The following is a 24,099-nucleotide window of genomic DNA, read 5'->3' as shown; positions in this document are numbered from 1 at the left end:
AAGACGAAAGGTTAAATTTATGGATGAAATAAAAAACACGGCAGTGAAAAAACGCAAAAAGAAAAGATCCACTAATCCTGCTGTCAGAGTTCTCAAAATATTAGGCACAGCTTTGCTGTCGATATTCCTGATACTCATTATCACCTGTTCTATATTTGCAACAGTTCTGACTATTTACGTCCTTAACTTTGCAGATACCACAACAACTATCAGCCTTGACAAGACGGAAACAAGCAACATTTCGAGATTTTTGTCTGTCAACCCTGACTATGATGAAGATGATGAGGATTCACAGGAGTATGACCTTTATTATGCTCTGAAAAACAGCAATAAGCACGTTGTATGGGCTGATCTTGAGGATATCCCTCAGTATGTTCAGGACGCTTTTGTGTACACCGAGGACGAGAGATTTTATTCTCATGACGGCGTTGACTTCAAGAGAACGTTCGCTTCATTTGTCAATGTATTCATTCCGATATACGGCGGCAGACAGATAGGTGGTTCGACTATCACTCAGCAGACTATCAAGAACATCACGGGTGATGACTCCAGAGATTCTATCCATGGTATCGAGCGTAAGATACGAGAGATCTTCCGTTCTATCAACGTGGAAAAGACCTACACAAAGGAAGATATCCTCCAAAGCTATCTTAACCTTGTGCCACTGACAACTCAGGAGTATGATATCATCGGAGTTCAGGCTGCTGCAAACTTCTATTTTGGCAAGGACGTAAAGGATCTTAACCTTGCTGAGGCAGCTTCACTTGCGGGTATGACAAGCTGGCCTGCTGCAAACAACCCATATGATAATATGAAAAACAACAAGCTCAGACAGAAGTATACGCTTGATCATATGCTCGATAACGGTGCAATTTCTGAGCAGGAATATAACGAAGCCCTCAACTATGAGCTTAAAATAACAGGCGATATAACCTACACAAGCTCAACTATCTATGAGGACGAAACAAAAGATCAGGGTCCGACATCTTATTTCATGGACGCTGCTATCAATCAGACTATACAGATAATCGCTGACTATTATGGCATTTCATGGGAGGACGCTTCCGCAAGACTTTATGACGGCGGATTTACTGCATATACCACTGTTGACAGAAGTATGCAGAAGAAGGTCGAGAAGGAAATGCAGAAGCAAAGTAATTTCACCACCTATGAAATGAACAAAAAGGATGATAATCTGTGGTCAGGCTTTATCGCTATGGACTACCAGGGCAACGTTAAGGCTATCGTTGGCGGACGTGATAAGAAAGAGGAGTCGAGAGTTTATAATATTGCTACTGATGCCAAACGTTCGCCAGGTTCTTGTATCAAGCCTATAGCTTCATACGCTCCTGCGCTGGATCAGGATCTTATGACATGGTCAACCCTGTTCACTGATGAGCCTATCACTATTAAGGTAAAGGGCAAGGACAAAAAGTGGCCTGTAAACTATTCTGAAACAGGCGACAGTGCAAACTGGTCTTATCAGCAGCTTACAACTGTAGAAATGCTCACAAGGTCGCTTAATACGCTTCCTGCACAGTTGATAAAGAAAATGAAGCCTGTTTACTCCTATAACTTCCTTAAGGAAAAGCTTGACATCACTACGCTTGCAGACTCCGACGCTGACTATTCACCAGTAACTGTCGGCGGTCTTACAAATGGTACTAAGCTTGAGGAGCTTGTAGGCGCTTATATGATATTCGGCAATGGCGGTAAGAAGTATGACGTTACCTACGTTTCAAAGGTAGAGGACGCTGACGGAAACGCTATCTATGAAAAGAGCGACGGATACAAGCAGGCTATCAGCGAGTCTACAGCTTACGTTATGAACAGAATGATGCAGAATGTTATAACTCAGCAGGACGGTACTGGTAGATATGCTAAGCTAAACAATACTGACCTTGTCGGTAAGACAGGTACTTCATCTGACTGGTTTGACCTCTCATTTGTAGGCTGTACTCCTGACTACGTTTCAGGTATCTGGATAGGTTATGAAAACCCTGCCACTATCCCTACGAACGAGTATCAGAATATCGGTGCGATTTGGAAGAACGTTTTTGGTGATATCGCTGAGAATGAGAAGCATAAGTCATTTGACAAGACTTTCAAAATGCCTGATACAGTTGAAAAGCTCACCTACTGCACAAAGACAGGTAAGCTTGCGTCAAATTCATGCTATAGCACGGCAACTGGATATTACAAGAAATCCAACGAGCCTGAGTATTGTAGCGGAAATCATTAAAATTAAAGCCTCCATAACTCTATGGAGGCTTTTTTGAAAGGAAATCATTATGGAAAATAAACTGCGAATGTGCGTTCCATGCCATTTTGGGCTTGAAAGCGTGCTTGCATATGAGATAAAAAAGATAGGCGGTGAAAATCTTACCACAACTGACGGCAAGATAAGCTTTGAAGGTGGCTTTGACGTGCTTGCAAAGGCAAATCTTTGGATCGCCACAGGAGAGCGTGTTCTTATCGAGCTTGGCAGCTTTAGATCAGAAAGCTTTGAACAGCTTTTTGACGGTGTTATGAATCTTCCGCTGGAGAACTTTATCGGCAGGGAAGACGCTTTCCCTGTTAAGGGTCATGCCCTTAATTCAAAGCTTCATTCTATCCCTGATTGTCAGAAGATAATCAAAAAAGCCTGCGTTAAAAGACTTGAAAAAGCCTATGGCATAAGCTATTTTGAGGAAACTGCAGCGAAACATCAGATACAGTTTGCTATTCATAAGGACATTGCGACTATCTATCTTGATACATCAGGTGTAGGACTTCACAAGCGTGGCTACAGAAGAAATTCCAACGACGCACCTATCAAGGAAACACTTGCCGCAGGTATAGTTGACCTTGCAAGAGTTCGTGCGGACTCAGTTGTGGTGGATCCTATGTGCGGTTCAGGTACATTTCTTATTGAGTCGGCATACAAGGCACTGAAAGTTGCACCTGGTCTGAGAAGAAATTTTGCGGCAGAGCAGTGGTCACAGATACCTGAAACAGCGTGGCGCAATGCAAGAGCCGAGGCTATGGACGCTATCGACAGGCAAGGTGCATTCAAGGCATTTGGCTTTGATGTTGATGATATAGCGGTAGAGCTTACAAGAAACAACGCTAAAAAGGCAGGAGTAGGCTCAAAGCTTACAGTAAAACAGCAGGATATCTCAAAATACAGCCAGATAGAGGGTTCGATAACAATTGTCAATCCCCCATATGGCGAGCGTATGCTTGAAATAAAGGAAGCTGAGGAGCTTTATAAGAAAATGGGACAAAGACTTTGCCCGTCAAAGGAGAACCCATGCTATATAATCTCCCCACATGAGGAGTTTGAGGTGTTTTTCGGCAAAAAGGCTGACAAAAAGCGCAAGCTTTACAACGGCATGATAAAATGTAATCTGTATATGTATTTCAAGTGAGGTGCGTGGTGGGTTTGAAATTATCAGAACTTGACGGAATCGTATTCGATATGGACGGCGTTATTTTCGACAGCGAAGTAATAGGTCTTGAAAGCTGGGAGCGCCTTGGGAAGAAATATGGTCTGACCAACGTTCACGAAAATGCTATGAAGTGCATTGGCAGAAGCACTGTTGACACAATGGCTATCCTAGAAGCCGCATATGGTGACAAAGTGTCAATACCCGAACTTTATGACGAAGCAAAAGCCATTTGTGCAGATATTATCGCTGAGCGTGGTTTGCCTCTGAAAAGCGGAGCAAGGGAGTTGCTTTCTTATCTTAAAGAGCGTGATATAAAGGTAGGACTTGCTTCATCAACGTCTTACAAAGGGGTTATCAAAAATCTAAAGGGAGCAGGTCTGCTTGATTATTTCCATGTGGTTATTGGCGGAGATATGATAAAACATTCAAAGCCACAGCCTGAGATATATTTACTTGCCTGTGAGAAGCTGGGAGTAAGGCCTGAGAAAACTGTTGCTGTAGAGGACTCTTACAATGGCATAAAGGCGGCTTATAATGCGAAGATGATACCAATAATGGTGCCAGATCTTATTGCACCGACAGATGAGATATTGTCAATGGTGTACAAGAAAATGGACAGTTTGGACGCTGTCCTTGAATATTTTAAAGCATAAACAAAGCCCCTCGGCTTATCACCGAGGGGCTTTGTTTTAAGTGTGATGAAATAAATGCAATGTACTCGTCAAATCCTCCGCACCCTACTCTAAAAAACAGACCATGCAAGGAATTTCCATCCCAGCAGGAGCGAATAGACTTTTCTTTGGCAAACGCTTACGAAAAGAAACACCCACTCAGTTACAAAACTGAGTGGGCTTTTCGTTTCGCTTTTACTTGACAAAATAGACTTTTCTTTGGCAAACCCTCACGAAAAGAAACACCGCCAATAATCTCACAAGTAACGGTGTTTCTTTTCACTAAATCTTTGGGAGAAACCGCTTAGCCAATAGGCTTATGCAGTACCCTTTTGTCATTTTTATTATATCACAATGCTAATAAAAAGTCAAGAGCTATAAGTTCAGAGGATGCCGCTTCTTATCTTATTTTTCGTTCCAATACATTTTTAGATAGTTTTTCAGTTTCGCTACTAAAAAAGCTACACTACGCAAGATATTTTTTAGTGTGTTCTGTCTGCTCAAAAACGAGCTTGCCATTCTTTTCACGGCGTATCAGCAAAACCAACGGACACGGAGTATCATCAAGAAGTCCATTTGAACCTTTGCTTGGATCACGGTAAGACAACGCCACCGTATTCTTATTCCAGGATTGTGACAACTTTTCAGCCGTATCAAAGTTAAGACCCTGCTGCCTACAATAATCTTTAATTTCGTTTCTCCATTCATCAAAAAGCTTGCACATAATATCACTCCTTTGAGGAATTACCACGAATTATGAGCCTATTCTTGCCCTTTGTGAACAATGCGAACTCATCACCTGTGTGAGCAGTCAACGCCGAAAGATCAGCCATATTAACGCTTTTCTTATCGACTATTACTTTGCTGTCAAACTCAGAAAGCTTTTCGAGTAGATCCTTTTGGCGATTATTAAGCTCAATACCAAAAACAGCGTTTGGATTGCCCTTACCTGTATGTTTCTGCTCAATAGGCAATTTAATAGGTTTTTTTATTGAATTTATCATTATATTTTCAACTACCTTTCTGTCATTATACCTCTTTTCAGAGGATTCTGTCAAGTCTATTTTCCCTCTGTTGCTGACCTCAACAAAAGAAAAAGGTCAACAAAAAAGAGAGCATATTATATTTAAGACACTCTCTACTGAAGACATATTAACTTCTACTTATATTATATCGCATAGCCGAATGACGCAGTATAATTAAACTTGACAAGTTACAATCAAAAGCCCATAAAAAAAGTCCCTCGGCTAACCACCGAGGGACTTTCATTTATGTCAGAAAGATTACTTTGTCATTGCTGCAACTTCGTCAGCAAAGTTCTCTTCCTTCTTCTCTACGCCTTCGCCTCTCTCGAAACGAACGTACTCAACAACGTCGATCTTGCCGCCAAGCTTCTTAGCTACAGATTCAACGTACTTGCCAACAGATACCTTATCATCCTTAACGAATGCCTGCTCAAGGAGGCAGTTCTCAGAATAGTATTTGCCGATCTTACCGTCGATGATCTTGTGCTTTACCTGCTCAGGCTTGTTAGCCATCTTAGGATCCTCAGCCATCTGAGCCAGCATGATCTCTCTCTCCTTGTCAAGAGCGTCAGCAGGAACAGCCTCTCTGTTCAGGTATGCAGGATTCATAGCTGCAACCTGAAGTGCACAGTCCTTACCAGCAGCAAGGAGCTCAGCATTGTCAGCTGCAATGTCAGAATCAAGCTTTACCATAACGCCGATGCTGCCTGCACCGTGAACGTAAGGAACAAGAATGCCTTCCATTCTCTTGAATCTTCTGATTACCATGTTCTCTCTGATCTTGATGAACAGATCCTGAAGTGTCTCTTCAACTGTCTTGTCACCACCGCTGATCTTTGTTGCCTTAAGTGCGTCAACGTCAGCAGGGTTTGTCTCGATTACTGTATCAGCAACTGCTGCAACGAAAGCCTTGAACTCATCATTGTTAGCAGCAAAGTCTGTTTCGATGTTTACTTCAAGAACGCAGCCTACGTTGCCCTTAACTACAGCTGTGCAGATACCCTCTGCTGCAACTCTGCCGCTCTTCTTAGCCTGTGTAGCAAGTCCCTTTTCACGGAGAAGTGTTACTGCCTTTTCCATATCGCCGTCAGCTTCTACAAGAGCCTTCTTGCAGTCCATCATGCCAACGCCTGTTGCTGTCATAAGTTCTTTGATCTCTGCTACGGATACCTTACCCATTATTATTCCTCCTAGTGTTTTATATCGAAATAGGCAGACAAATATACTATAAATGCCTGCCTGAAATTTCAGCTCTTATTCAGCAGCCTCGTCAGCTTCTTCCACCTTATCTGCCTCTTCAGCGGACTCAGCGTCCTCACCCTGTCTGCCTTCGATTATAGCGTTAGCCATGCAACCAGCGATAAGCTTAACTGCTCTGATAGCGTCATCGTTACCTGGGATAACATAATCAACATCGTCAGGATCGCAGTTTGTGTCAACGATAGCTACTACAGGTATGCCAAGCTTCTTAGCCTCTGCTACAGCGATCTTTTCCTTTCTTGGGTCAACAACGAAAAGTGCGCCTGGAAGCTTCTTCATGTTCTTGATACCGCCCATGAACTTTTCAAGCTTTTCTATCTCAAGCTTCAGCTTAACAACTTCCTTCTTAGGGAGAAGGTCGAATGTGCCGTCCTCTTCCATTGTGTGGAGCTGCTCAAGTCTCTTGATTCTCTGCTGGATCGTCTTGTAGTTTGTCATCATACCGCCGAGCCATCTTGCATTTACATAATGTGCATTAGCTCTCAGTGCCTCTTCCTTGATAGAATCTCCAGCCTGCTTCTTTGTACCTACGAAAAGTACCTCTTCGCCATTAGCTGAGATGTCACGGATAAACATATAAGCTTCTTCAAGCTTCTTAACGGTCTTCTGAAGATCGATGATGTAAATTCCGTTTCTTTCTGTGAAAATGTATGGAGCCATTTTAGGGTTCCATCTTCTTGTCTGGTGACCAAAGTGTACACCAGCTTCAAGAAGCTGCTTCATTGATACTACTCCCATTGTAGTAACCTCCTGTTTGGTTTTAGATTTCTGCTTATGCAGATGTTTTTATCCTCCGGACGGCTTTACTTGCTTTCACCTGTCTTACGGCAGGACCAACGGCAAAAACCTGTCCGTGCGAATTGCTTTAATATTATATCATATTTTCTATTTCATTTCAAGAGCTTTCGACAATTTATTTTAACAAATTTTCGACTTTTACAGTTCTGTTCTTTGTGCATACTGCACTATCATTGAATTTTACAAGTATGGTATCTTCGCCGATAAGTTCGATATCCGAGCATTTTATGATAATATCCTCATCTCTGCCCATGATACCGAAAGCCCTTGGTTTGCCATAGACGATCAGTGAAACTATATTCGCTCCCTGAGTATCCATTTCTATATCATCAACATAGCCTATTTTCAGTCCTGTTCGCATATTGACGACCTCTTTATTTCGCAAGCTTGAAAAACTACATATCATGAAACTTTCCCCTTTCAAAAAAAGTGCATACCCTTTATAATAGGTATGCACTTTGGGGATCGTCCTATGTATGATCGTTTTTGTTTTTGTAATACATCTCCAACTGATCGTTATACAAATGCTTTATATATAAAGCTATAGTGTTTATGTACATTGCATTTGTAGGCTTTGTTCCGTTAGCAAGGCAACTTTCAAAAAGCATTTGCTTATCCACAGGCTTCATTTTTTCCCAGCCTGAAACTATAGCACTTCTTGTTGAGCGTTCAATAGCCGCAGTGCTTTTTCCGTATTGTTTTTCAATGTCCTTATAAAGTTCGCCTATTTGTACTCTATTACCGTTATATTTGAATATAAGAAGGAATATCATGTAGTAGATATGGTCATATCCTGAATGCTTGCGGTTTATGCCCGTTGATGTTATGATCCTATGTATCTCCTTTGAAATATTCTGTCTAAGGATATCAGGATCGACAGGTATCCTTTTTAACTTGTCAAGCATATAGTGGCATACGTTCTTAGCGTCGTATGGCATAAGTATGTGCAGAATATCATCATAATCGAGAAGAATACGGATCGTTTCTGTGTCATCATAAGTGTAGATGTTATATATTATGGGATAAATGTCATTTTCGTGAAGTATCTCACGAAAATGCAGAAGCTTTTTATATCCCAGCTTACAGCAGTCAATAACGATAACGTCAGGAGTATATTTTACAGCACCTATCTCAAGCTCTATTTCAGTATCACCGCATATATGGACCTTTGTACCCTTGCGTTTCAGTTCCTCGGTCAACAGTTTATGCTGGCCGTCATATGACTCGGAAATAAGGACCGAATAATCAGTCAGCATACACTTCAACTCCCTTATGACGATTTAACATAATAACTCCTATATTATTATATCAAATTTTTTGACTACAAGCAACTTTAATGGCACATTATTAATCAAATTGTTTCAAAAACGTGACCTTATTGTAATTGCATATAACAAAAATATTCACAAATGTCGATTTAGCGTATTGCGACAGACGTTAGATACTTTTCTTGATGTGTTCCAATGCACCTTTTTCAAGCCGTGATACCTGTGCCTGAGAGATGCCAATATTTTTTGCTACCTCCACCTGAGTTTGTCCTTTGAAAAAGCGCAGGAAGAGTATATTACGTTCACGAGGCTGAAGCTCGCTCATGGCTTGCTTCAATGAAAGCTCTTCAAGCCAGCTTTTATCGTCATAGGAGTCGCTCACCTGATCCAATACATAAAGAGCGTCGCCGTTGTCAGAATACACAGGCTCATAGAGTGAGACCGGGTCGGTTATGGCTTCAAGGGCAATGACCACCTGACTAGGCTTTTCGGTGATAGTGTCTGCTATCTGCTCAACAGTAGGCTCTTTCTGGTTTTCACATATGAGCTGTTCTTTCGCCTGCATTGCTTTATAAGCAAGGTCACGGAGAGAACGGCTCACCCTCATGGGTTGAAAATCACGAAGAAATCTTCTAAGCTCTCCTGCTATCATAGGCACAGCGTAGGTAGAAAACTTCACATCAAGAGAGGTATCGAAATTATCTATCGCCTTGATAAGCCCCACAACTCCCACCTGAAAAAGGTCGTCAGGGGAGTCGCTTCGGCTCACAAACTTCTGCAAAACGCTCAGCACGAGCCTGAGATTGCCGTTTATAAGCTCCTCACGGGCTTTCTTGTCACCTGAATGGGCTTTTTTCAAAAGCTCCAGCTTTTCCGACTCTTTCAGCGTTTTAAGCTCATTGGTGTTCACTCCGCTTATCTCAACTTTATTGTACTGCATCGCACGCTCCTGTTAAAAAGCAGCATTTTATGCTGCTGTGATAATATAATTATTACCTTTCAATCAGGAACTATACAGATATTTTTCAGGAAAATCTGACCATAAAAAAATGCAGAGCCGTGTGACTCTGCATTAGTTCTATTCTTTTCTGTCGCTCTTGCGCTGATAGTAGACCGCTAGTATCGCTGTTATTATGGCTGATATGCAAAACGCCAGCAGAAGCTTGTTGGATATTTTTCTGTTTATGAAATTCATTGTAGGGTTGAGTATATCCAATATCCAGAATACAATGAACATTCCCGCAAGTATTATCGTGATATGTGGGAGAATTTTGCTTAGTCTTTTCATTTTTATCCTCCTATATAGATAATGTCACTGAGGTCACGTCCACCGCCGTCAGGAGCGTTCACAATGCTTTTGTTGAAGTACATCATAGCGGACTTTCCACCGTCAAGATTGAACGCAGACATACAGCCCTCATCGCTCATGATAGCCGCAAGCTCGCTGAGAGTTGCGCCCTTTGAGTAGCCTTCGTTTCTGCCGTCAACTGTCACGAAAATATAGTGGCCTGCCGACACACAGCCGATAGCTGAACGTGGATTTGCACTGTTGAGATATTTTGTTGTGTTGAACGTTTCAAGAACGTTGCCACTTCCGTCAAGAAGTGCAGGACCAAAGTTCCAAGCCTGCCATGCACCTTTTGCTATAACAGCGTCGCTGTCATATTCAGACGGGGAGTAGGTCTGCATTGTGCCGTCTGTGAACAGCACGCACACGTCTGCGTCGTTGACATCATCACGGTATTTTATACCGTTTCTTATAACGATACTGCGTTCTGAATTACCATAGAAATCACCGTTTATGGCGAAAAGAGCTTTGTTTTCCACCGCCATACTGAATACTGAGTCCTTGATGTTCTTACCGAATTCTCCGTCTGCAAAGGCGGCTTTTATCTCGCTTGCGCTTGTGACATAAACATCAGCCACAAAATAGGTTATCTTGTTGCTTCCCTCACCGATAGATTTTTTGTATAATGTCACCTGAGCATTGTCAGTTGAAGCCGAGCCAAGCTCCTCAGAGGTTATGGCACCGTTTGTTATACTGCTTATAGCGTTCTGGTCTGAACGATAGTCGGCAGTGTCCTGATTGCCCCAGTTTCTGCGGTTCGTCTGCTCAGTACGCAGTGTGGTTGTAGCCTTTTCTGCCTGCGGAGCTGTTGTGGTAACTGCAGGCTCGCTGTCGTCCTGCGCAGTGCTTTCTGCCTGCGAGTTGTCAGCCGCATTTGGCAGGGTGAAGCTACCCTCTGCGGAGCTGTCAACTGTTGCGATCACTTCTCCCTTTATTCCTGAACTTTGCGGCATAACGTAGTCAAAAAGCATGAACACGCCTATCGCTGCCGCTGTAAGCACAACGTCCGTTATGATCATTGCCCAGACAGGCATTGGCTTTTTTGTCTTATTCGTCAATTTTTCTTTCCCTCTTTCTGAAAACGAAACTTTTTTGCGCCGCCCAGCTTATAAAGAAAAGCAGCACTTCTATAAGTATTTTGCTGATATATTTGTTGTGTATGAGATATTTCACACATAGCTCTAGCATTATTGTGTTTGCAGCTAGTATGAATGCGGCAAGCAGAAAGTATTTTGCAGCTGTCTTTGCAATGCCTTCCTTATTTTTAAAGACGAATTTTTTATTCATGGAAAAGTTGAAAATGGAGCTTATCACTCTTGCACATATGTTAGAAAACGCTACGTTCCCGCTTATCATTGCGAAAATGCTGTAGCAAATATAGTCCACGCAGAAGCTAAGAAGTGATGAGCATGAGAATTTCAGTATATCCTTGTATATTCTCCATGAGTCTTTGATAGGATTAAAATGTGATGACTCGTTTTTGCCAAGGTAAACTGTTTCGATAGGCACTTCATAGAATCTTATGCCTTCTCTTGCACATTCAAGTAGCATATTCATCTCAAACTCATATCTGTCACCGTTTACCGACAGCATAAAAGGTATGAGCTTTGAGGAAAAGCCACGCAAGCCCGTCTGCGTGTCGCTTACCTTTACTCCTGCGGCAAATGAGAAAACGAATTTTGTGATGTTGTTGCCGAATTTGCTTCGCAGTGGTATCTTTCCCGAAAATCTGCGACAACCCATAATAAGCTTGTCGGGGGAGCTTTTCAGGGCTTCCGACACCCTTATTATATCCTCCACCTTGTGTTGTCCGTCTGCGTCCGCAATGACGATGCCCACAGTATCGGCTTCATGTTCTTTTATGTATTCAAGTGCGGTTTTTATGCCACGCCCCTTGCCTTTGTTTACCTCATGGGTGAGAACTATGGCTTTTTTTGCGGCTTCGGCAAAAATCGGCAGCTTATCCTTGCCGCTGCCGTCATTAATGACAATTATATGAAAATCGGTCAATGAAGATATATCGTCAATAACAGCCAGCATTTTTTCATCAGGCTCATAAGCGGGTATCACCGCATAAAATCTATCTATCGCCAAGATATCTTCTCCTTTCATTTATCGTATGGTCTAAGTATATCACATATGCTTTAAAATTACAATAAAACTTCTGAAGAATTTATACATAGTTTATCTGTCGAAATTTTGCGAAAATGAAATTGTGTCAGTATTATTGACAAAATAATAAAAATGTCGTATAATAGAAGAAACAATAAAAAATGTACAAATTAATTCAGCAAACGGAGGATTTGATTTCATGGAATATAGAGTTCTTGAAACACGTTCAGCCGATATTCTCACTAAGTACTACAATAACGAGATAGACAGCTTTCTTAATGCCTGTCATGAAGACATTCTGTGGATAGGTCCTGCTGAGAAGCATGTGATACGCACCAGAAAGGCGCTTGTTGATGCTTTTTCGCAAGAAGAACACAAGCTTGAATTTGTGCTCAGCGACCTAAAGGTGTTTTCCATAGGTCTTACGGAATGTTCCTGCGAGGTCATAATGTTTTTCATTTTGGATACGATTTGGCCTGACAGCAGTGTTGGGAGAGCAGATCAAAGGATGCAGTTTACATGGGTGAGCGAGAACGGTGAGGAAAAAATAAGGCTTTGTCACATTTCCAATGCCATTAAATATGATGAACGTGACAGGATATATCCTGTACATTATGAAGAAATATACAAGAAAAATGTCTGTTCAGGTGAAAGGCGTACAAAGAGAGTGATAGTAAATGGCGTAGACAGGTCGCTTGTTTTTCTGGATAGGTCATGGATAGCTTATGTGGAAAGCAGTGGCAGTCACTGCGTCATATATACCATTGACGGCTCATTTGAATCAGTGCAGAGCCTTAAGGTGTTTGAAAGACGATATAGGGATATGTTTGTGCGCTGTCATGAAAATTATCTTGTAAATCCTGAATATGTAAGCCGTATAAGCCGTTACAGAATAGAACTTACATATGGCAAGGTGATCCCTATTTCTGAGAAGAATTACACTGCTGTGAAAACAAAATTATCCCATATAACATAAAAACTGGTGAACATTTTGCGTGTTCGCCAGTTTTTTAATCAGCATATTTTTTCTAAATTTCGCCGTATGGATTTTATTATCCGCTTTTCAAGTCTTGATATGTAGGATTGAGATATACCGACTTCATCAGCGACCTGCTTCTGGGTCATTTCTTTTTTGCCTGAAAGCCCAAATCGCATTTTCATTATCTGCTTTTCACGAGGGCAGAGCTTTTCGATCTCCTCCAGAAGAAGCTGTTTCTCAACTTCGCTTTCTATGCCCTTGTTCACGGTGTCGTCATCGGTGCCTAGAATATCAGATAAAAGCAGTTCGTTGCCGTCCCAGTCAACATTCAGCGGTTCGTCTATGGATATTTCATTTTTATACTGATTTGATTTTCTCAGAAACATAAGTATCTCGTTTTCTATGCACCGTGAAGCATAGGTCGCGAGCTTGATGTTTTTATCAGGACAGAAGGTGTTCACCGCCTTGATCAGCCCTATAGAGCCTATTGAGATAAGATCCTCTATGCCTGTGCCTGTTGACTCAAACTTCTTTGCTATATATACCACAAGCCTGAGATTATGCACGATAAGCAGTTCTCGGGCTTTTTTGGGGTCTGTTTCAAGAAGCTCAAAGGCTTTTTTCTCTTCCTCTTTGTTTAGAGGCGGCGGTAACGAATCTGCACCATTTAGGTAATCTATAGTTTCGGGGTCGTCTGAAAACAAACGGCTCAAAAATCTGTTCAGCCCTAGAGCGAGTGTTTTAAGTGTGGTCATTTGTATTCCTCCTGTATTATCCCAGCAATGCGGGGTTGAATATAGCCCGTGATTTTCCGTTTAGCGAGGGCTTTATGCCCACATAGCATCTGACGTTGTGTACACGGTCTTTATCGTCGATTATCTTTACGCTCCCTGCGGCGGTTATGTGGATAATTCCCTCACCGCTGACAGTAGAGCAGGGGATAAGCCTGAAACCGCTTAGAGGGTCAGGCTCGTCACGGTCAAGGTCGTAGTGATAGAAAAGCCTGTCACAGCAGAAAACCACCACTGGCGTTCCTGTGAAGCTGTCGCAAAGCCTGTTCCCGCTGTCGCATATGGCAGGGACTTTCACTATACAGCCACCATTTTCGTATATGGCTTCGTATTTTGCGACCTTGTTGAAACACCTGCGTGTGATGTTCTCATAAAGACAGAGCAGACCATATGCTATACCGCAGGCAAGGGCAAGCTTAAATAGAGAGATGTCAAAATACACAGTGAGGTTTCTGAAAAAAATCACCTTGCTACCTGATATCTGCCAAAGGGTCACCACTATACCCGTGAAAACTGCGTCCACTGCACAGTATATTATAAAGTATCGAAGTAGTTGCCAAGGGTCTTTACACCCAAAGGCTATAAGCACTGAGAATACCGCACTGACAAGCTTTATCACCACAATAAGAACTGCAGTGAAATATCCTCTGCTGTCTATAGCCATAACAAGCGACGAAAGTCCTCCCACCGAGCAAGCTGTCAACAGCCGCAGCGGACTTATGACCTTGTGACATATCCTGCCTGCCGCTTCCAGCATGATAAGCGTCATAATGGCGTTTGTCACAAGGAGTATATCTATGTAAATTTTCATGGCGTTCCTCCCTTTGATATTATGATAGCACTGCTTGGATGGAAAAATTGTCGCAATGGGGACAAAAAAAGATCCGCCCTCCCCAAATGGGAAAGCGGATATGCTTATTTGATATCAAATTAGTCAGCAAAGAAAACTGAGAAAGCCTTATATGCCATATAAGTGTCTATCTTCGAGGTTATCTCAAATGGTGCGTGCATTGAAAGCACTGGTACGCCAACGTCGATAACGTTCATGTCAAGGTTTGCGATATACTGTGCGACAGTTCCTCCACCGCCGCCGTCGACCTTGCCAAGCTCGCCTGTCTGCCAAACGATGTTGTGTTCGTCAAAGAGCTTTCTTACTCTGCCCACAAATTCAGCAGAAGCATCGGAAGTGCCTGACTTGCCTCTTGCGCCTGTGAACTTTGTGGCAACAACGCCGTAGTTTATCTGTGATGAGTTTCTTATCTCGAACGGCTCTGAGAATGTTGGGTCATATGCCGCATTTACGTCTGCTGAAAGGCACTCAGAAGCAGAGATAACATTTCTGCCCTCAAGTCCGTATACCTTTGCAAGGTCAGCAATGAAGTATGGCAGATATGAGCTGTTAAGTCCTGTGTTGCCGTCACTTCCTGTTTCTTCCTTGTCTGTGAGTATGGTCATGCAGGTCTTTTTAGGGTCTTTGCATTTGAGGATAGCCTGCAAAGCTGTGTATGCACAAACTCTGTCGTCCTGACCATAAGAGCCTACCATGCTTCTGTCAAAGCCAACGTCCTGTGCCTTGAATGCAGGAACAGCTTCAAGCTCTGCGGAAACGAAATCGTCCTCTACGATGCCGTATTTCTCGTTAAGAATAGCCATTATGTTGAGTTTTACCTTGTTTGAAACAGCGTCATCTCTGAATGGTCTGGAGCCTATGAGCAGATTAAGCTCCTCGCCCTTGATGAGCTGTGGAGCAGGTCTTTTCATCTGAGCGTCTGCAAGGTGTGGCAGGATATCAGTTACGCAGAAAACAGGGTCGTCCTTGTCCTCGCCGATATTTACTGTAACGCTTTCGCCGTCAGCCTTTATAACAACGCCATGAAGTGACATTGGAACAGTTGTCCACTGATATTTTTTTATGCCGCCGTAATAGTGTGTCTTGAACAGGCAAAGTTCCTTGTCCTCGTAAAGTGGGTTCTGCTTAAGGTCAAGACGTGGTGAGTCGATATGAGCAGCAGCAAGTCTGATACCTTTTTCAAGACCGTCCTTGCCCATAACTGTAAGTATGATAGCCTTTCCTCTGTTTACAAAATAGAACTTGTCGCCGGCGTCATACTTCTTGCCCTTTTCATAAGGCTTGAAGCCTGCTTTTTCAGCCTGAGCCACTGCCTCGATAACAGCCTCACGCTCTGTCTTTGCAGTGTTCAGAAAGCTTTTATAGCCCTCGCAGAACTTGTCTGCCTTTTTGATTTTTTCTTCGCTAAGGCGAAGTCCACCGTTTTTCTTATCCGAAAGAAGCTTTTCTGCAAGCTTTTCGCCCTCGGACTTTTCTTTCTTCTTGTTATCCATTGTAAAGTCCTCCTTTTAATGTATTCTTATTGAAACTGCGTTACAATGGGCGGACACTGTTCGCCCCTGCGCATGGTTTTGCTTAACTGCTTTCTGTAATATCCCCATGACTGCTGAGTATATCCTTATAATTGTCATAGGCTTTGCGTATCTTGCGCACATAGTTTGAAGTCTGGTCATTTTCGTCAGGTATGTCGCTGACTTTGAAATTGTCAGGGTCAACAGTGCCGTTTTCTATCCAACTGTCAACAAGATTCATTCCGCAGTGATATGCTGCCGCTGTCAGCTCTACAGAGCCGTCATACTTTTCCATAAGATAGCTGAGATAGTATGTGCCATATTGGATATTAAGTTCAGGGTCGAACATATCATCATAGGTGTTGTCACGCTGATCGTCAAGGCGATATTTTATCCAATCGTATGCGTCCTCCATAAGCTGCATAAGACCTCTGGCACCCACTGATGAAACAGCGTCCTTATTAAAGCCGCTTTCCACTTTTATCACAGAGAACACAAGCACAGGGTCGCACTTGTACTTGGTGCTGTATCTTATTACATACTCCTCATAATCTGTAGGATATGAAAAAGAGTTCGGAATATCCTTTGCCTTGTTGATTATCTGCTCGTGATAAAGATATGTGAGCCAGCCTATACCGCACAGCAGAAGTATGACTGCTATGAGTACGGGACCTTTTTTTATGTGCTTTTTCTTTTTACGCCTGCTGTTTTTTCCATTAGCCGCCATTATATCTTTCCTTTATTGTTTCTATGACCTCACAGGTCTTTTGGAATGTGTCATTCACAGAGCCGTTGTTCTCAATGACGAAATCGCTGTGAGCCTTGAAAAATTCCATAGTATGCTGAGAAGAAAAACGCTTTTTTGCAAGCTCCGCCGAAATGCCGTCCCTTTTGGTTATCCTTTCAAGCCTTATGCCAAAGTCTGCCACAACGCTTACGATAACACTGCAAAGCTTATCCGCACCTGCTTCAAAAAGGGTCGGTGCGTCAAGAAGTATGAACCTGCTTGGTGCGGCGTTTATCTTTTCGTCAATAAGCTTGTTTATAAAAGGGTATATGGTATCATTGAGCATTTGAAGCTTATTCTTATCTGAAAAAACTATCTCCCCGAGCTTCTGTCTGTCAAGAGAACAGTTCTCGTCAAAGCAGCTTGGGAAAAGCTTTGCAAGCTCTTTACAGCATTCGCTATCAGCGTTTGTGACTTCTCTTGCAACTATATCGCAGTTTATTATCTCAAAGCCACTTTCTCTGAAAGCGTCCGATATAGTTGTCTTGCCTGCACCGCTTTGACCTGTAAGCCCTACTACTGTTTTTTTCACAGTTTCACCACCTGAAAGCCTGCGGCTCTTAAAAGTCGGTTATACACTGCAAGCCCCACGCCGTCTTTGTTAGGACAGCGTGCAAAAACTTTCTTTGCACCTATATCATCAAGTCCTCTGAGAACGTCAAAAAGCTCTTTTGCCTGTTCCTCGTCATTTGCGCCATAGCAGATGTGGGGTATATCAAGCCCCTCGCAATCGCTGTCAGTGAACACCATAAGTGTGGTGTCATTGTCAGCGTGAGTTTTCACATATTCTCTGAAAGCTTCAAGACTGCTGTCAATGATAGTCACATCAGCCTTTGGGGCATAGTGCTTGTATTTCATACCAGGTGAGCGAACTTTTACGTTCTCACCCAGCTTTTCCAAAACGCCCTTGTCGATAAGAACGTTCGGGGTGATCTCCATAAGATCCTCGGCTGAGATAAATCCCGGTCTGAGAAGTCTTATTCCGTCCTCGCCTTCAAAGCTTATAACAGTTGATTCAACGCCCACTCCGCAAGCTCCGCCGTCTATTATGGCAGGTATCCTGCCGTGCATATCGTTAAGGACGTGCTGTGCTGTTGTAGGTGACGGGCTTCCTGAAAGGTTTGCCGACGGTGCGGCGATAGGGAAGCCGCAGGCTGAGATAAGCGCTCTTGCCACCTTATGTGACGGCATTCTTATGCCCACTGTGTCAAGTCCTCCGCTCGTTACCATTGGTATCTTTTCAGACTTTGGCATTATCATTGTGAGAGGTCCTGCCCAAAATTTTTCTGCGCACTTTACAGCAAGGGGCGGTATCTTATCCACAAGTCCCTCAAGCTGAGAAATGTCAGATATATGCACTATTAGAGGATTGTCGGCAGGTCTGCCCTTTGCGGCGAATATTTTTCTTACAGCCGCTTCATCAAAAGCGTTCGCCGCAAGACCATATACAGTTTCCGTCGGCATACCAACGACTTCACCCTGTGAGAGCAGCTTTGCGGCATATGCTATGCTGTCCTCGTCAGTGCCAAGTATTTTTGTGTCAAACATTTTTTATTCTTCTTCCTGACTTGCAAGCTTGGCAGCCTGATCGGCTGTTGCAAGTGCGTCGATTATTTCATCAAGTGCGCCGTTAAGCACCTGTTCAAGTCTGTAGATAGTAAGACCGATTCTGTGGTCGGAAATTCTTCCCTCAGGATAGTTGTAAGTTCTTATTCTTTCGGAACGGTCACCTGTTCCCACCTGTGAACGTCTGTTGTCTGCGATCTCCTTGTTCTGAGCCTGAACTTTTTGGTCAAGAAGTCTTGAACGGAGAACTTTCAGAGCCTTTTCCTTGTTCTTGAACTGTGAACGCTCGTCCTGACACTCAACTACCATACCTGTAGGCAGATGAGTTATTCTGATAGCGGAAGATGTCTTGTTGATGTGCTGTCCGCCTGCTCCTGATGAACGGAACACGTCTATTTTCAGATCTTTTTCTTCGTTAAGGTCAAGCTCCACTTCGTCAGCCTCTGGAAGCACGGCAACTGTAACAGTAGACGTGTGAACTCTGCCCTGTGACTCAGTTTCAGGTACACGCTGAACTCTGTGTACTCCGCTTTCGTATTTAAGTCTTGAATATGCTCCCTCGCCTGACACGCTGAAAGTTATTTCCTTATAGCCGTCAAGCTCTGTTTCGTTGGCGTTCATGACTTCTATGGTCCAGCCCTTTGAAGCGGCATACATTGAATACATTCTATAAAGAGAGCCTGCAAACAGCGCAGCTTCCTCACCGCCTGCTCCGCCTCTTATCTCTATGATAACGTTACGCTCATCGTTAGGGTCTTTCGGCAGCAGGAGAAGCTTAAGCTCTTCTTCAAGCTTAGCCATATCTTCCTTGGATTCCTCAAGCTGCATCTGCACCATTTCCTTGAAGTCCTTATCCATTCCGCCTGCGTCAAGAAGCTCGATGGCTTCGTCATTGGCAGCCTTTGCCTTTTTGTATTCGCCGAACTTTTCAACTATCGGCGTAAGTGTCTTGTATTCTTTCATAAGGCTCGTATACAGTGAAGTGTTGTTTATAGTTTCAGGCTGCATGAGCTTTTCGTTTATTTCATTGAATTTATCTTCGAGTGCTTTGAGCTTTTCAAACATAGTTATATTCTCCTGTCATTTTTATTTCATATCATACATTTGTTATATATCATAAATTGCGAGAATAGCTATGACTCAGCCTCTCTGATAATAGTTTTTACGTTCTTTTCGGCTTTGCTGCGTACTATCATGAACTCTCGTCCGCAGCCCTCGCAGCGCAGCTTGAAATCCATGCCTGAGCGCAGAACTATCATTCTGTTACTGCCGCAGGGGTGACTTTTCTTCATTACAAGAATATCGCCTTTTACAATATCCATTTTGCACCACTTTCCTTTCTTAAAAGGTGAAGCAGAGCGAATACTCTGCCCATACATCGTTATTATAACACATTTCTCCCTTTATTGCAATAGCGGAGAGGGCGGTTTTATTGCTGTACAAATATTATAGTCCATATATTTGATTTTTGTTGCATTGTTACAAAAATGACATTATAAGAAGCTGAATTTACAAAATGTTCATTGAATAGCTTTTGAAAAAGTGTTAATATTAGATTGTTCAAATTTGAAATATCTAATATTGGAGGTTTGACAATGAACGATAATATGACAACAGCAACTCATATGTTTGATCATTCAAAGAAGCTTGCAGAAGCATATGAAAAAGTCATGCAGCCCCTTTGTAAAAAGCTCGATATGCCAAAGACGGCGCTTGACGTACTCATGTTTCTTGCGAACAATCCTGAGTTCAACACAGCGGGTGATGTGTGTAGATATAGGAATATCAAGGCGGCGCTTGTGTCTTTCCATGTAGAAAAGCTTGTGGAAGCAGGCTTTGTTGAAAGGCAGGCGGTAAAGGGCGACAGAAGAAAATGCCGTCTGGTCTGCACAGAAAAGGCCCAGCCTGTTATAAAAGAGGGCAGAGAGCTGCAGAAAAAGTTCGCACACAAGCTTATCGCTGGCTTTTCGGACGATGACATGGCACATTTCAAAAAATGCCTGCATATCGTTAGCGACAATATAGACAGCATTCTTAAAGAATGTATGTAGAAGGAGGTAACAACTATGATAAAACTGCTTAAAAAGATGGGCAAGCGTGAGGTGCTTATGGCTGTTCTCTGTGCACTTCTGGTGCTGGGACAGGTGTATTTTGACCTGACGCTGCCTGACTATATGACTGACCTGACCATGATGCTCAACACGGCAGGCAGTGAAACTTCCGATATCCTGAACGTCGGACTTAAAATGCTTGGCTGTACCCTTGCAAGTGCCGCTCTTGCTATCGTCTGCGGCTATCTTTCCGCAAAGACTGCCTCAGGATTCAGCTACACAATAAGAGAAAAGCTGTTCAACCATGTTATGGATATGGGCAGCGAGGAGATGCAGGACTTTTCCATACCTAGCCTTATAACAAGGACAACAAACGACATCACACAGATACAGATGATAGTGTCAATGGGACTTCAGATGATAATAAAATCTCCTATCATGGCGGTTTGGGCTGTTATAAAGATACTGGGCAAGAGCTGGGAGCTTTCAGCGGTGACTGCGGCGTTCGTTGTGGTGATATGCGTATTCGTTCTTGCAGTTATGGCTACCTGCATACCGAGATTCCGTATTGTTCAGAAGCTAACTGATAAAATAAACCGTGTGGCAAGAGAAAATCTCACAGGCATAAACGTTGTCCATGCTTTTAATGCTGAGAAATATCAGAACGACAAGTTCGATGTTCCAAGCAAGGATATGATGAACACACAGCTCAAAAACCAGAGAATGTTCGCACTTATGATGCCAGTTATGAATATCGGAATGAATGGTCTGACCCTTGCTATCTACTGGCTTGGAGCAGTGCTTATCCAGCAGATAGCCCTGACGGCTGTTCAGGACAGGATAACGTTTTTCAGCAACGTGGTGGTATTCAGCACATATGCCACATACGTTGTAATGTCATTTATGATGCTCGTTATGATATTCATGATGCTCCCTGCGGCTCAGGTATCTGCAGAGCGTATCAACGAAGTGCTTGAGCGTGACGTGAACATAAAAGAGGGAAGCGTCGGCGAGGGAAGAGAGCAGGGTACTGTTGAGTTCAAAAACGTTTCTTTCAGATATCCTCATGCCTCTGAGGACGAGCTGAGCAACATAAGTTTCAAGATAGAAAAGGGTCAGACCCTTGCCATAATCGGCGCAACAGGAAGCGGCAAGACAACGCTTATAAGCCTTATACCAAGATTTTATGACGCAACAGAGGGCGAAGTCCTCGTGGACGGCGTAAACGTAAAAAACTACAAGTTCGATACCCTTTATGACAAGCTTGGATATGTAACACAGAAGGCTGTGCTTTTTGCAGGAAGTATAAGAGAAAATGTTTTCTTTGGCGAGAGTGCCGCTCCTGAAACTGACGAGGAGCTTAAAAACGCTATCGAGCTTTCTCAGGCGGAGGAGTTTGTGGATAAGCTTCCTGACGGCACAGAGCATATGATATCTCAAATGGGCAGAAACGTTTCAGGCGGACAGAAGCAGCGTTTGTCTATTGCAAGAGCGCTTTCAAGAAAGCCTGAGATACTTGTATTTGATGATTCTTTCTCAGCCCTTGATTACAAGACAGACGCAAAGCTCAGAGAGGGTCTTAACGAGAAGCTTGGGGACACAACAAAGATAATCGTTGCACAGAGAATAAGCACTATCCGTCATGCAGACAAGATAATAGTCCTTGACCGTGGCGAAGCCGTGGGCATGGGTACTCATGATGAGCTTATGAAAAACTGCGACGTATACAAAGAGATAGCACTTTCACAGCTAAGTGCGGCAGAACTTGCATAGAAAGGGGGACTACATAATGAGAAAATACGAGAAGTCTAGTAAGGGCGAAATGGCGTCCGCTATGAAAAAAATAATAGAGTATATGAAAGGCAGTGTAGGTATCGTTGCCGTGGCATTGGTTCTTGCGGCGCTTGGTGCGGTGCTGACTATCATAGGGCCTGACAAGGTGGGCGAGATAACCGACCTTATAGCAGACGGACTTATGACAGGCATTGACCTTAAAGCGGTGGCAAGGGTAGGAATATTCCTTGGAGCGATATATATTTCAAGCTCGCTTTTTACCTTTATTCAGCAGTATATAATGGCAACTGTCACGCTGAAAATGTCATACAGAATGAGAAGCGACCTTTCAAGAAAGATAAACTGCGTTCCACAGAAGTATTTCAACTCACATTCACAGGGCGATATACTCAGCCGTATCACAAATGATGTATCAACTTTACAACAGGGTCTTACAAATAGTCTTCCGACCATAATCAGTGCAGCGGCACAGTTTGTGGGCTGTCTTATAATGATGTTCGTTACAGAATGGCGACTTGCACTCATCTCACTGTTCATCACATTCTTCGGACTTTTCCTGATAGTTTTCATAATGTCAAAATCACAGAAGTTCTTCCTCGACAGACAGGAAAGCCTTGGTAAGCTTAACGGCTATGTTGAGGAGATGTATTCAGGTCACGAGGTAGTAAGGATATCCCGTGGAGCAGATAATGTAAAGAAACATTTTGGCGGACTTAACGAGGCTGTATACAACGCAAACTGGAAGTCACAGTTTCTGTCAGGTATCATGCAGCCGCTTATGAACGTTATCGGCAATCTTGCATACGTTGCAGTATGCGTTTTCGGCTCAATGCTCGCCCTTAACGGCACTATCACATTCGGCGTAATAATATCGTTCATTCTTTATGTAAGACTTTTCACATCGCCTCTTGGTCAGATAGCTCAGGGCATGACGAATATGCAGACAGCCTCTGCGTCAGCTCAGAGAATATTTGACTTTATCGAAAGCGAGGAACTTCCAGACGAGAGCGACAAGAGCAGTGAAATGCCTGAGGTAAAGGGCAACGTAAGCTTTGAAAATGTTCGTTTCAGCTATCCTGATACTCCTGACAAGGTGATAATAAAGAACTTCTCCGCAGAGGTAAAGGCAGGTCAGAAGGTGGCTATCGTTGGACCGACTGGTGCAGGTAAGACCACAATGGTAAATCTGCTTATGAGATTTTTCGAGATAAACAGTGGAAGTATCTCCATAGATGGCACGCCTATCTCACAGCTGAGCCGTGAAACTGTTCACAATATGTTCAGCATGGTTTTGCAGGACACATGGCTTTTTGAGGGCACTGTGAGAGAAAACCTTGTTTACAACATGGAGGGCATAAGCGATGAGTCCCTTGAAAGAGTGTGCAAAGCCTGCGGTCTTGATAAGTTCGTTCATACGCTCCCTGAGGGCTTTGATACAGTGCTTTCTGAAAGCGTGGCAATATCCGCAGGACAGAAGCAGCTTCTCACTATCGCAAGGGCAATGCTCCAGAATGCGCCTATGCTCATACTTGATGAAGCAACATCTTCTGTCGATACGAGAACGGAGCTTCTTATCCAAAGGGCAATGGATAAGCTCACAAAGGGCAGAACGAGCTTTGTTATCGCACACAGACTTTCGACTATCAAAAACGCAGACCTGATACTTGTTATGCGTGACGGCGACGTTATCGAAAGCGGAAACCATGAAACCCTTATGGCAAAGGGTGGATTTTATGCCGAGCTTTATAACAGCCAGTTCGATCAGGCTTCATAAAGCAGGCTTTTATATGCAAAGCACACGGCTTTTACGGCTGTGTGCTTTGTGCTTTTTTTACTAAAATGGGTGTGACAGTGGTG

Annotated in this window: 25 protein-coding genes; 7 read left to right on the top strand and 18 right to left on the bottom strand. The window is 43.1% G+C overall.

The features are described from left to right. The first annotated feature begins 19 nt into the window (after positions 1–19). From AB5123_RS03440 to AB5123_RS03430, 3 genes are read left to right on the top strand one after another with little or no spacing between them, the layout of a single operon-like run. Positions 20–2,242 (top strand): transglycosylase domain-containing protein, encoded by a 2,223-nt coding sequence (locus tag AB5123_RS03440; RefSeq protein ID WP_337811942.1) that lies wholly within the window; start codon positions 20–22, stop codon positions 2,240–2,242. Between the two features lie 49 nt (positions 2,243–2,291). Continuing rightward, complete coding sequence (locus AB5123_RS03435) at positions 2,292–3,410, top strand: class I SAM-dependent RNA methyltransferase (protein ID WP_117892865.1); 1,119 nt, start codon at positions 2,292–2,294, stop codon at positions 3,408–3,410. Positions 3,411–3,424: 14 nt separating this feature from the next. Then, complete coding sequence (locus tag AB5123_RS03430; RefSeq protein WP_278945900.1) at positions 3,425–4,084, top strand: HAD family phosphatase; 660 nt, start codon at positions 3,425–3,427, stop codon at positions 4,082–4,084. Positions 4,085–4,568: 484 nt separating this feature from the next. On the opposite strand, the gene AB5123_RS03425 is transcribed toward AB5123_RS03430, so the two are convergent. The 10 genes from AB5123_RS03425 to AB5123_RS03380 all read right to left on the bottom strand — a co-directional run bounded on the left by AB5123_RS03425 (position 4,569) and on the right by AB5123_RS03380 (position 11,895). Beyond that, positions 4,569–4,826, bottom strand: coding sequence for a hypothetical protein (locus AB5123_RS03425; RefSeq protein ID WP_038671575.1), 258 nt, complete (start codon positions 4,824–4,826; stop codon positions 4,569–4,571). A gap of 4 nt (positions 4,827–4,830) precedes the next feature. Beyond that, a complete protein-coding gene (locus AB5123_RS03420; protein ID WP_046440343.1) occupies positions 4,831–5,160 on the bottom strand; it encodes a hypothetical protein in 330 nt (109 codons plus the stop codon). A 225-nt stretch (positions 5,161–5,385) separates the two neighbouring features. Next, on the bottom strand, positions 5,386–6,306 hold the full coding sequence (tsf, locus tag AB5123_RS03415; protein ID WP_022287299.1) for a translation elongation factor Ts: 921 nt from the start codon (positions 6,304–6,306) through the stop codon (positions 5,386–5,388). A gap of 75 nt (positions 6,307–6,381) precedes the next feature. Then, positions 6,382–7,125: a 30S ribosomal protein S2 gene (rpsB, locus tag AB5123_RS03410; protein ID WP_038671579.1), complete on the bottom strand. Its 744-nt coding sequence runs from the start codon at positions 7,123–7,125 to the stop codon at positions 6,382–6,384. Between the two features lie 175 nt (positions 7,126–7,300). Next, positions 7,301–7,591, bottom strand: a complete 291-nt coding sequence (locus AB5123_RS03405) for a YlmC/YmxH family sporulation protein (RefSeq protein WP_278642979.1) — start codon at positions 7,589–7,591, stop codon at positions 7,301–7,303. Positions 7,592–7,655: 64 nt separating this feature from the next. After that, entirely contained in the window at positions 7,656–8,441 is a 786-nt protein-coding gene (locus AB5123_RS03400; RefSeq protein WP_337812586.1) for a sporulation initiation factor Spo0A C-terminal domain-containing protein, read from the bottom strand. Positions 8,442–8,622: 181 nt separating this feature from the next. Next, complete coding sequence (gene sigG, locus AB5123_RS03395) at positions 8,623–9,393, bottom strand: RNA polymerase sporulation sigma factor SigG (RefSeq protein WP_337812585.1); 771 nt, start codon at positions 9,391–9,393, stop codon at positions 8,623–8,625. A gap of 138 nt (positions 9,394–9,531) precedes the next feature. Further along, positions 9,532–9,741, bottom strand: a complete 210-nt coding sequence (locus AB5123_RS03390) for a hypothetical protein (RefSeq protein ID WP_038671587.1) — start codon at positions 9,739–9,741, stop codon at positions 9,532–9,534. A 2-nt stretch (positions 9,742–9,743) separates the two neighbouring features. After that, positions 9,744–10,859, bottom strand: coding sequence for a phosphodiester glycosidase family protein (locus AB5123_RS03385; protein WP_337812584.1), 1,116 nt, complete (start codon positions 10,857–10,859; stop codon positions 9,744–9,746). After that, positions 10,849–11,895 (bottom strand): bifunctional glycosyltransferase family 2/GtrA family protein, encoded by a 1,047-nt coding sequence (locus AB5123_RS03380; protein WP_242988902.1) that lies wholly within the window; start codon positions 11,893–11,895, stop codon positions 10,849–10,851. The genes AB5123_RS03385 and AB5123_RS03380 overlap by 11 nt, the downstream gene beginning before the upstream one ends. Positions 11,896–12,112: 217 nt before the next feature. Here AB5123_RS03380 and AB5123_RS03375 point away from each other — a divergent pair, with 217 nt between their 5' ends. Beyond that, a complete protein-coding gene (locus AB5123_RS03375) occupies positions 12,113–12,889 on the top strand; it encodes a LytTR family DNA-binding domain-containing protein (RefSeq protein ID WP_330019265.1) in 777 nt (258 codons plus the stop codon). Between the two features lie 38 nt (positions 12,890–12,927). Here AB5123_RS03375 and sigE read toward each other — a convergent pair whose 3' ends face one another. From sigE to AB5123_RS03335, 8 genes are all read right to left on the bottom strand, one after another. Further along, positions 12,928–13,647: an RNA polymerase sporulation sigma factor SigE gene (gene sigE, locus AB5123_RS03370; protein WP_051706493.1), complete on the bottom strand. Its 720-nt coding sequence runs from the start codon at positions 13,645–13,647 to the stop codon at positions 12,928–12,930. A gap of 16 nt (positions 13,648–13,663) precedes the next feature. After that, positions 13,664–14,494 (bottom strand): sigma-E processing peptidase SpoIIGA, encoded by an 831-nt coding sequence (locus tag AB5123_RS03365; protein ID WP_302839029.1) that lies wholly within the window; start codon positions 14,492–14,494, stop codon positions 13,664–13,666. A 119-nt stretch (positions 14,495–14,613) separates the two neighbouring features. After that, the gene (locus tag AB5123_RS03360; RefSeq protein ID WP_046440354.1) at positions 14,614–16,026 is read right to left on the bottom strand and encodes an aminopeptidase; all 1,413 of its coding nucleotides are present in this window, start codon (positions 16,024–16,026) and stop codon (positions 14,614–14,616) included. An 82-nt stretch (positions 16,027–16,108) separates the two neighbouring features. Beyond that, a complete protein-coding gene (locus tag AB5123_RS03355) occupies positions 16,109–16,771 on the bottom strand; it encodes a lytic transglycosylase domain-containing protein (RefSeq protein ID WP_302839028.1) in 663 nt (220 codons plus the stop codon). Further along, positions 16,761–17,363 (bottom strand): dephospho-CoA kinase, encoded by a 603-nt coding sequence (gene coaE, locus AB5123_RS03350; RefSeq protein WP_337812125.1) that lies wholly within the window; start codon positions 17,361–17,363, stop codon positions 16,761–16,763. Before coaE ends, AB5123_RS03355 begins: the two co-directional genes overlap by 11 nt. Next, entirely contained in the window at positions 17,360–18,379 is a 1,020-nt protein-coding gene (locus AB5123_RS03345; RefSeq protein WP_337812124.1) for an L-threonylcarbamoyladenylate synthase, read from the bottom strand. The genes coaE and AB5123_RS03345 overlap by 4 nt, the downstream gene beginning before the upstream one ends. 3 nt (positions 18,380–18,382) lie before the next feature. Continuing rightward, complete coding sequence (gene prfA, locus AB5123_RS03340) at positions 18,383–19,462, bottom strand: peptide chain release factor 1 (RefSeq protein ID WP_368364527.1); 1,080 nt, start codon at positions 19,460–19,462, stop codon at positions 18,383–18,385. A 68-nt stretch (positions 19,463–19,530) separates the two neighbouring features. Further along, entirely contained in the window at positions 19,531–19,719 is a 189-nt protein-coding gene (locus AB5123_RS03335; RefSeq protein ID WP_022287283.1) for a DUF951 domain-containing protein, read from the bottom strand. A gap of 273 nt (positions 19,720–19,992) precedes the next feature. Here AB5123_RS03335 and AB5123_RS03330 point away from each other — a divergent pair, with 273 nt between their 5' ends. Genes AB5123_RS03330 through AB5123_RS03320 form a run of 3 tightly spaced genes read left to right on the top strand, consistent with a single transcriptional unit; the run spans position 19,993 to position 24,016 of the window. Further along, complete coding sequence (locus tag AB5123_RS03330) at positions 19,993–20,448, top strand: MarR family transcriptional regulator (protein ID WP_270762025.1); 456 nt, start codon at positions 19,993–19,995, stop codon at positions 20,446–20,448. A 15-nt stretch (positions 20,449–20,463) separates the two neighbouring features. After that, a complete protein-coding gene (locus tag AB5123_RS03325; protein WP_337812123.1) occupies positions 20,464–22,221 on the top strand; it encodes an ABC transporter ATP-binding protein in 1,758 nt (585 codons plus the stop codon). Positions 22,222–22,237: 16 nt separating this feature from the next. Further along, positions 22,238–24,016 (top strand): ABC transporter ATP-binding protein, encoded by a 1,779-nt coding sequence (locus AB5123_RS03320; RefSeq protein WP_368364526.1) that lies wholly within the window; start codon positions 22,238–22,240, stop codon positions 24,014–24,016. Positions 24,017–24,099: the final 83 nt, after the last annotated feature.

The organism is Ruminococcus sp. RTP21204st1_B2_RTP21204_210225 (assembly GCF_040914135.1).
In the GTDB taxonomy this organism is placed as follows: domain Bacteria; phylum Bacillota; class Clostridia; order Oscillospirales; family Ruminococcaceae; genus Hominimerdicola; species Hominimerdicola aceti.
This window is presented reverse-complemented; position numbering and strand designations above follow the sequence as displayed.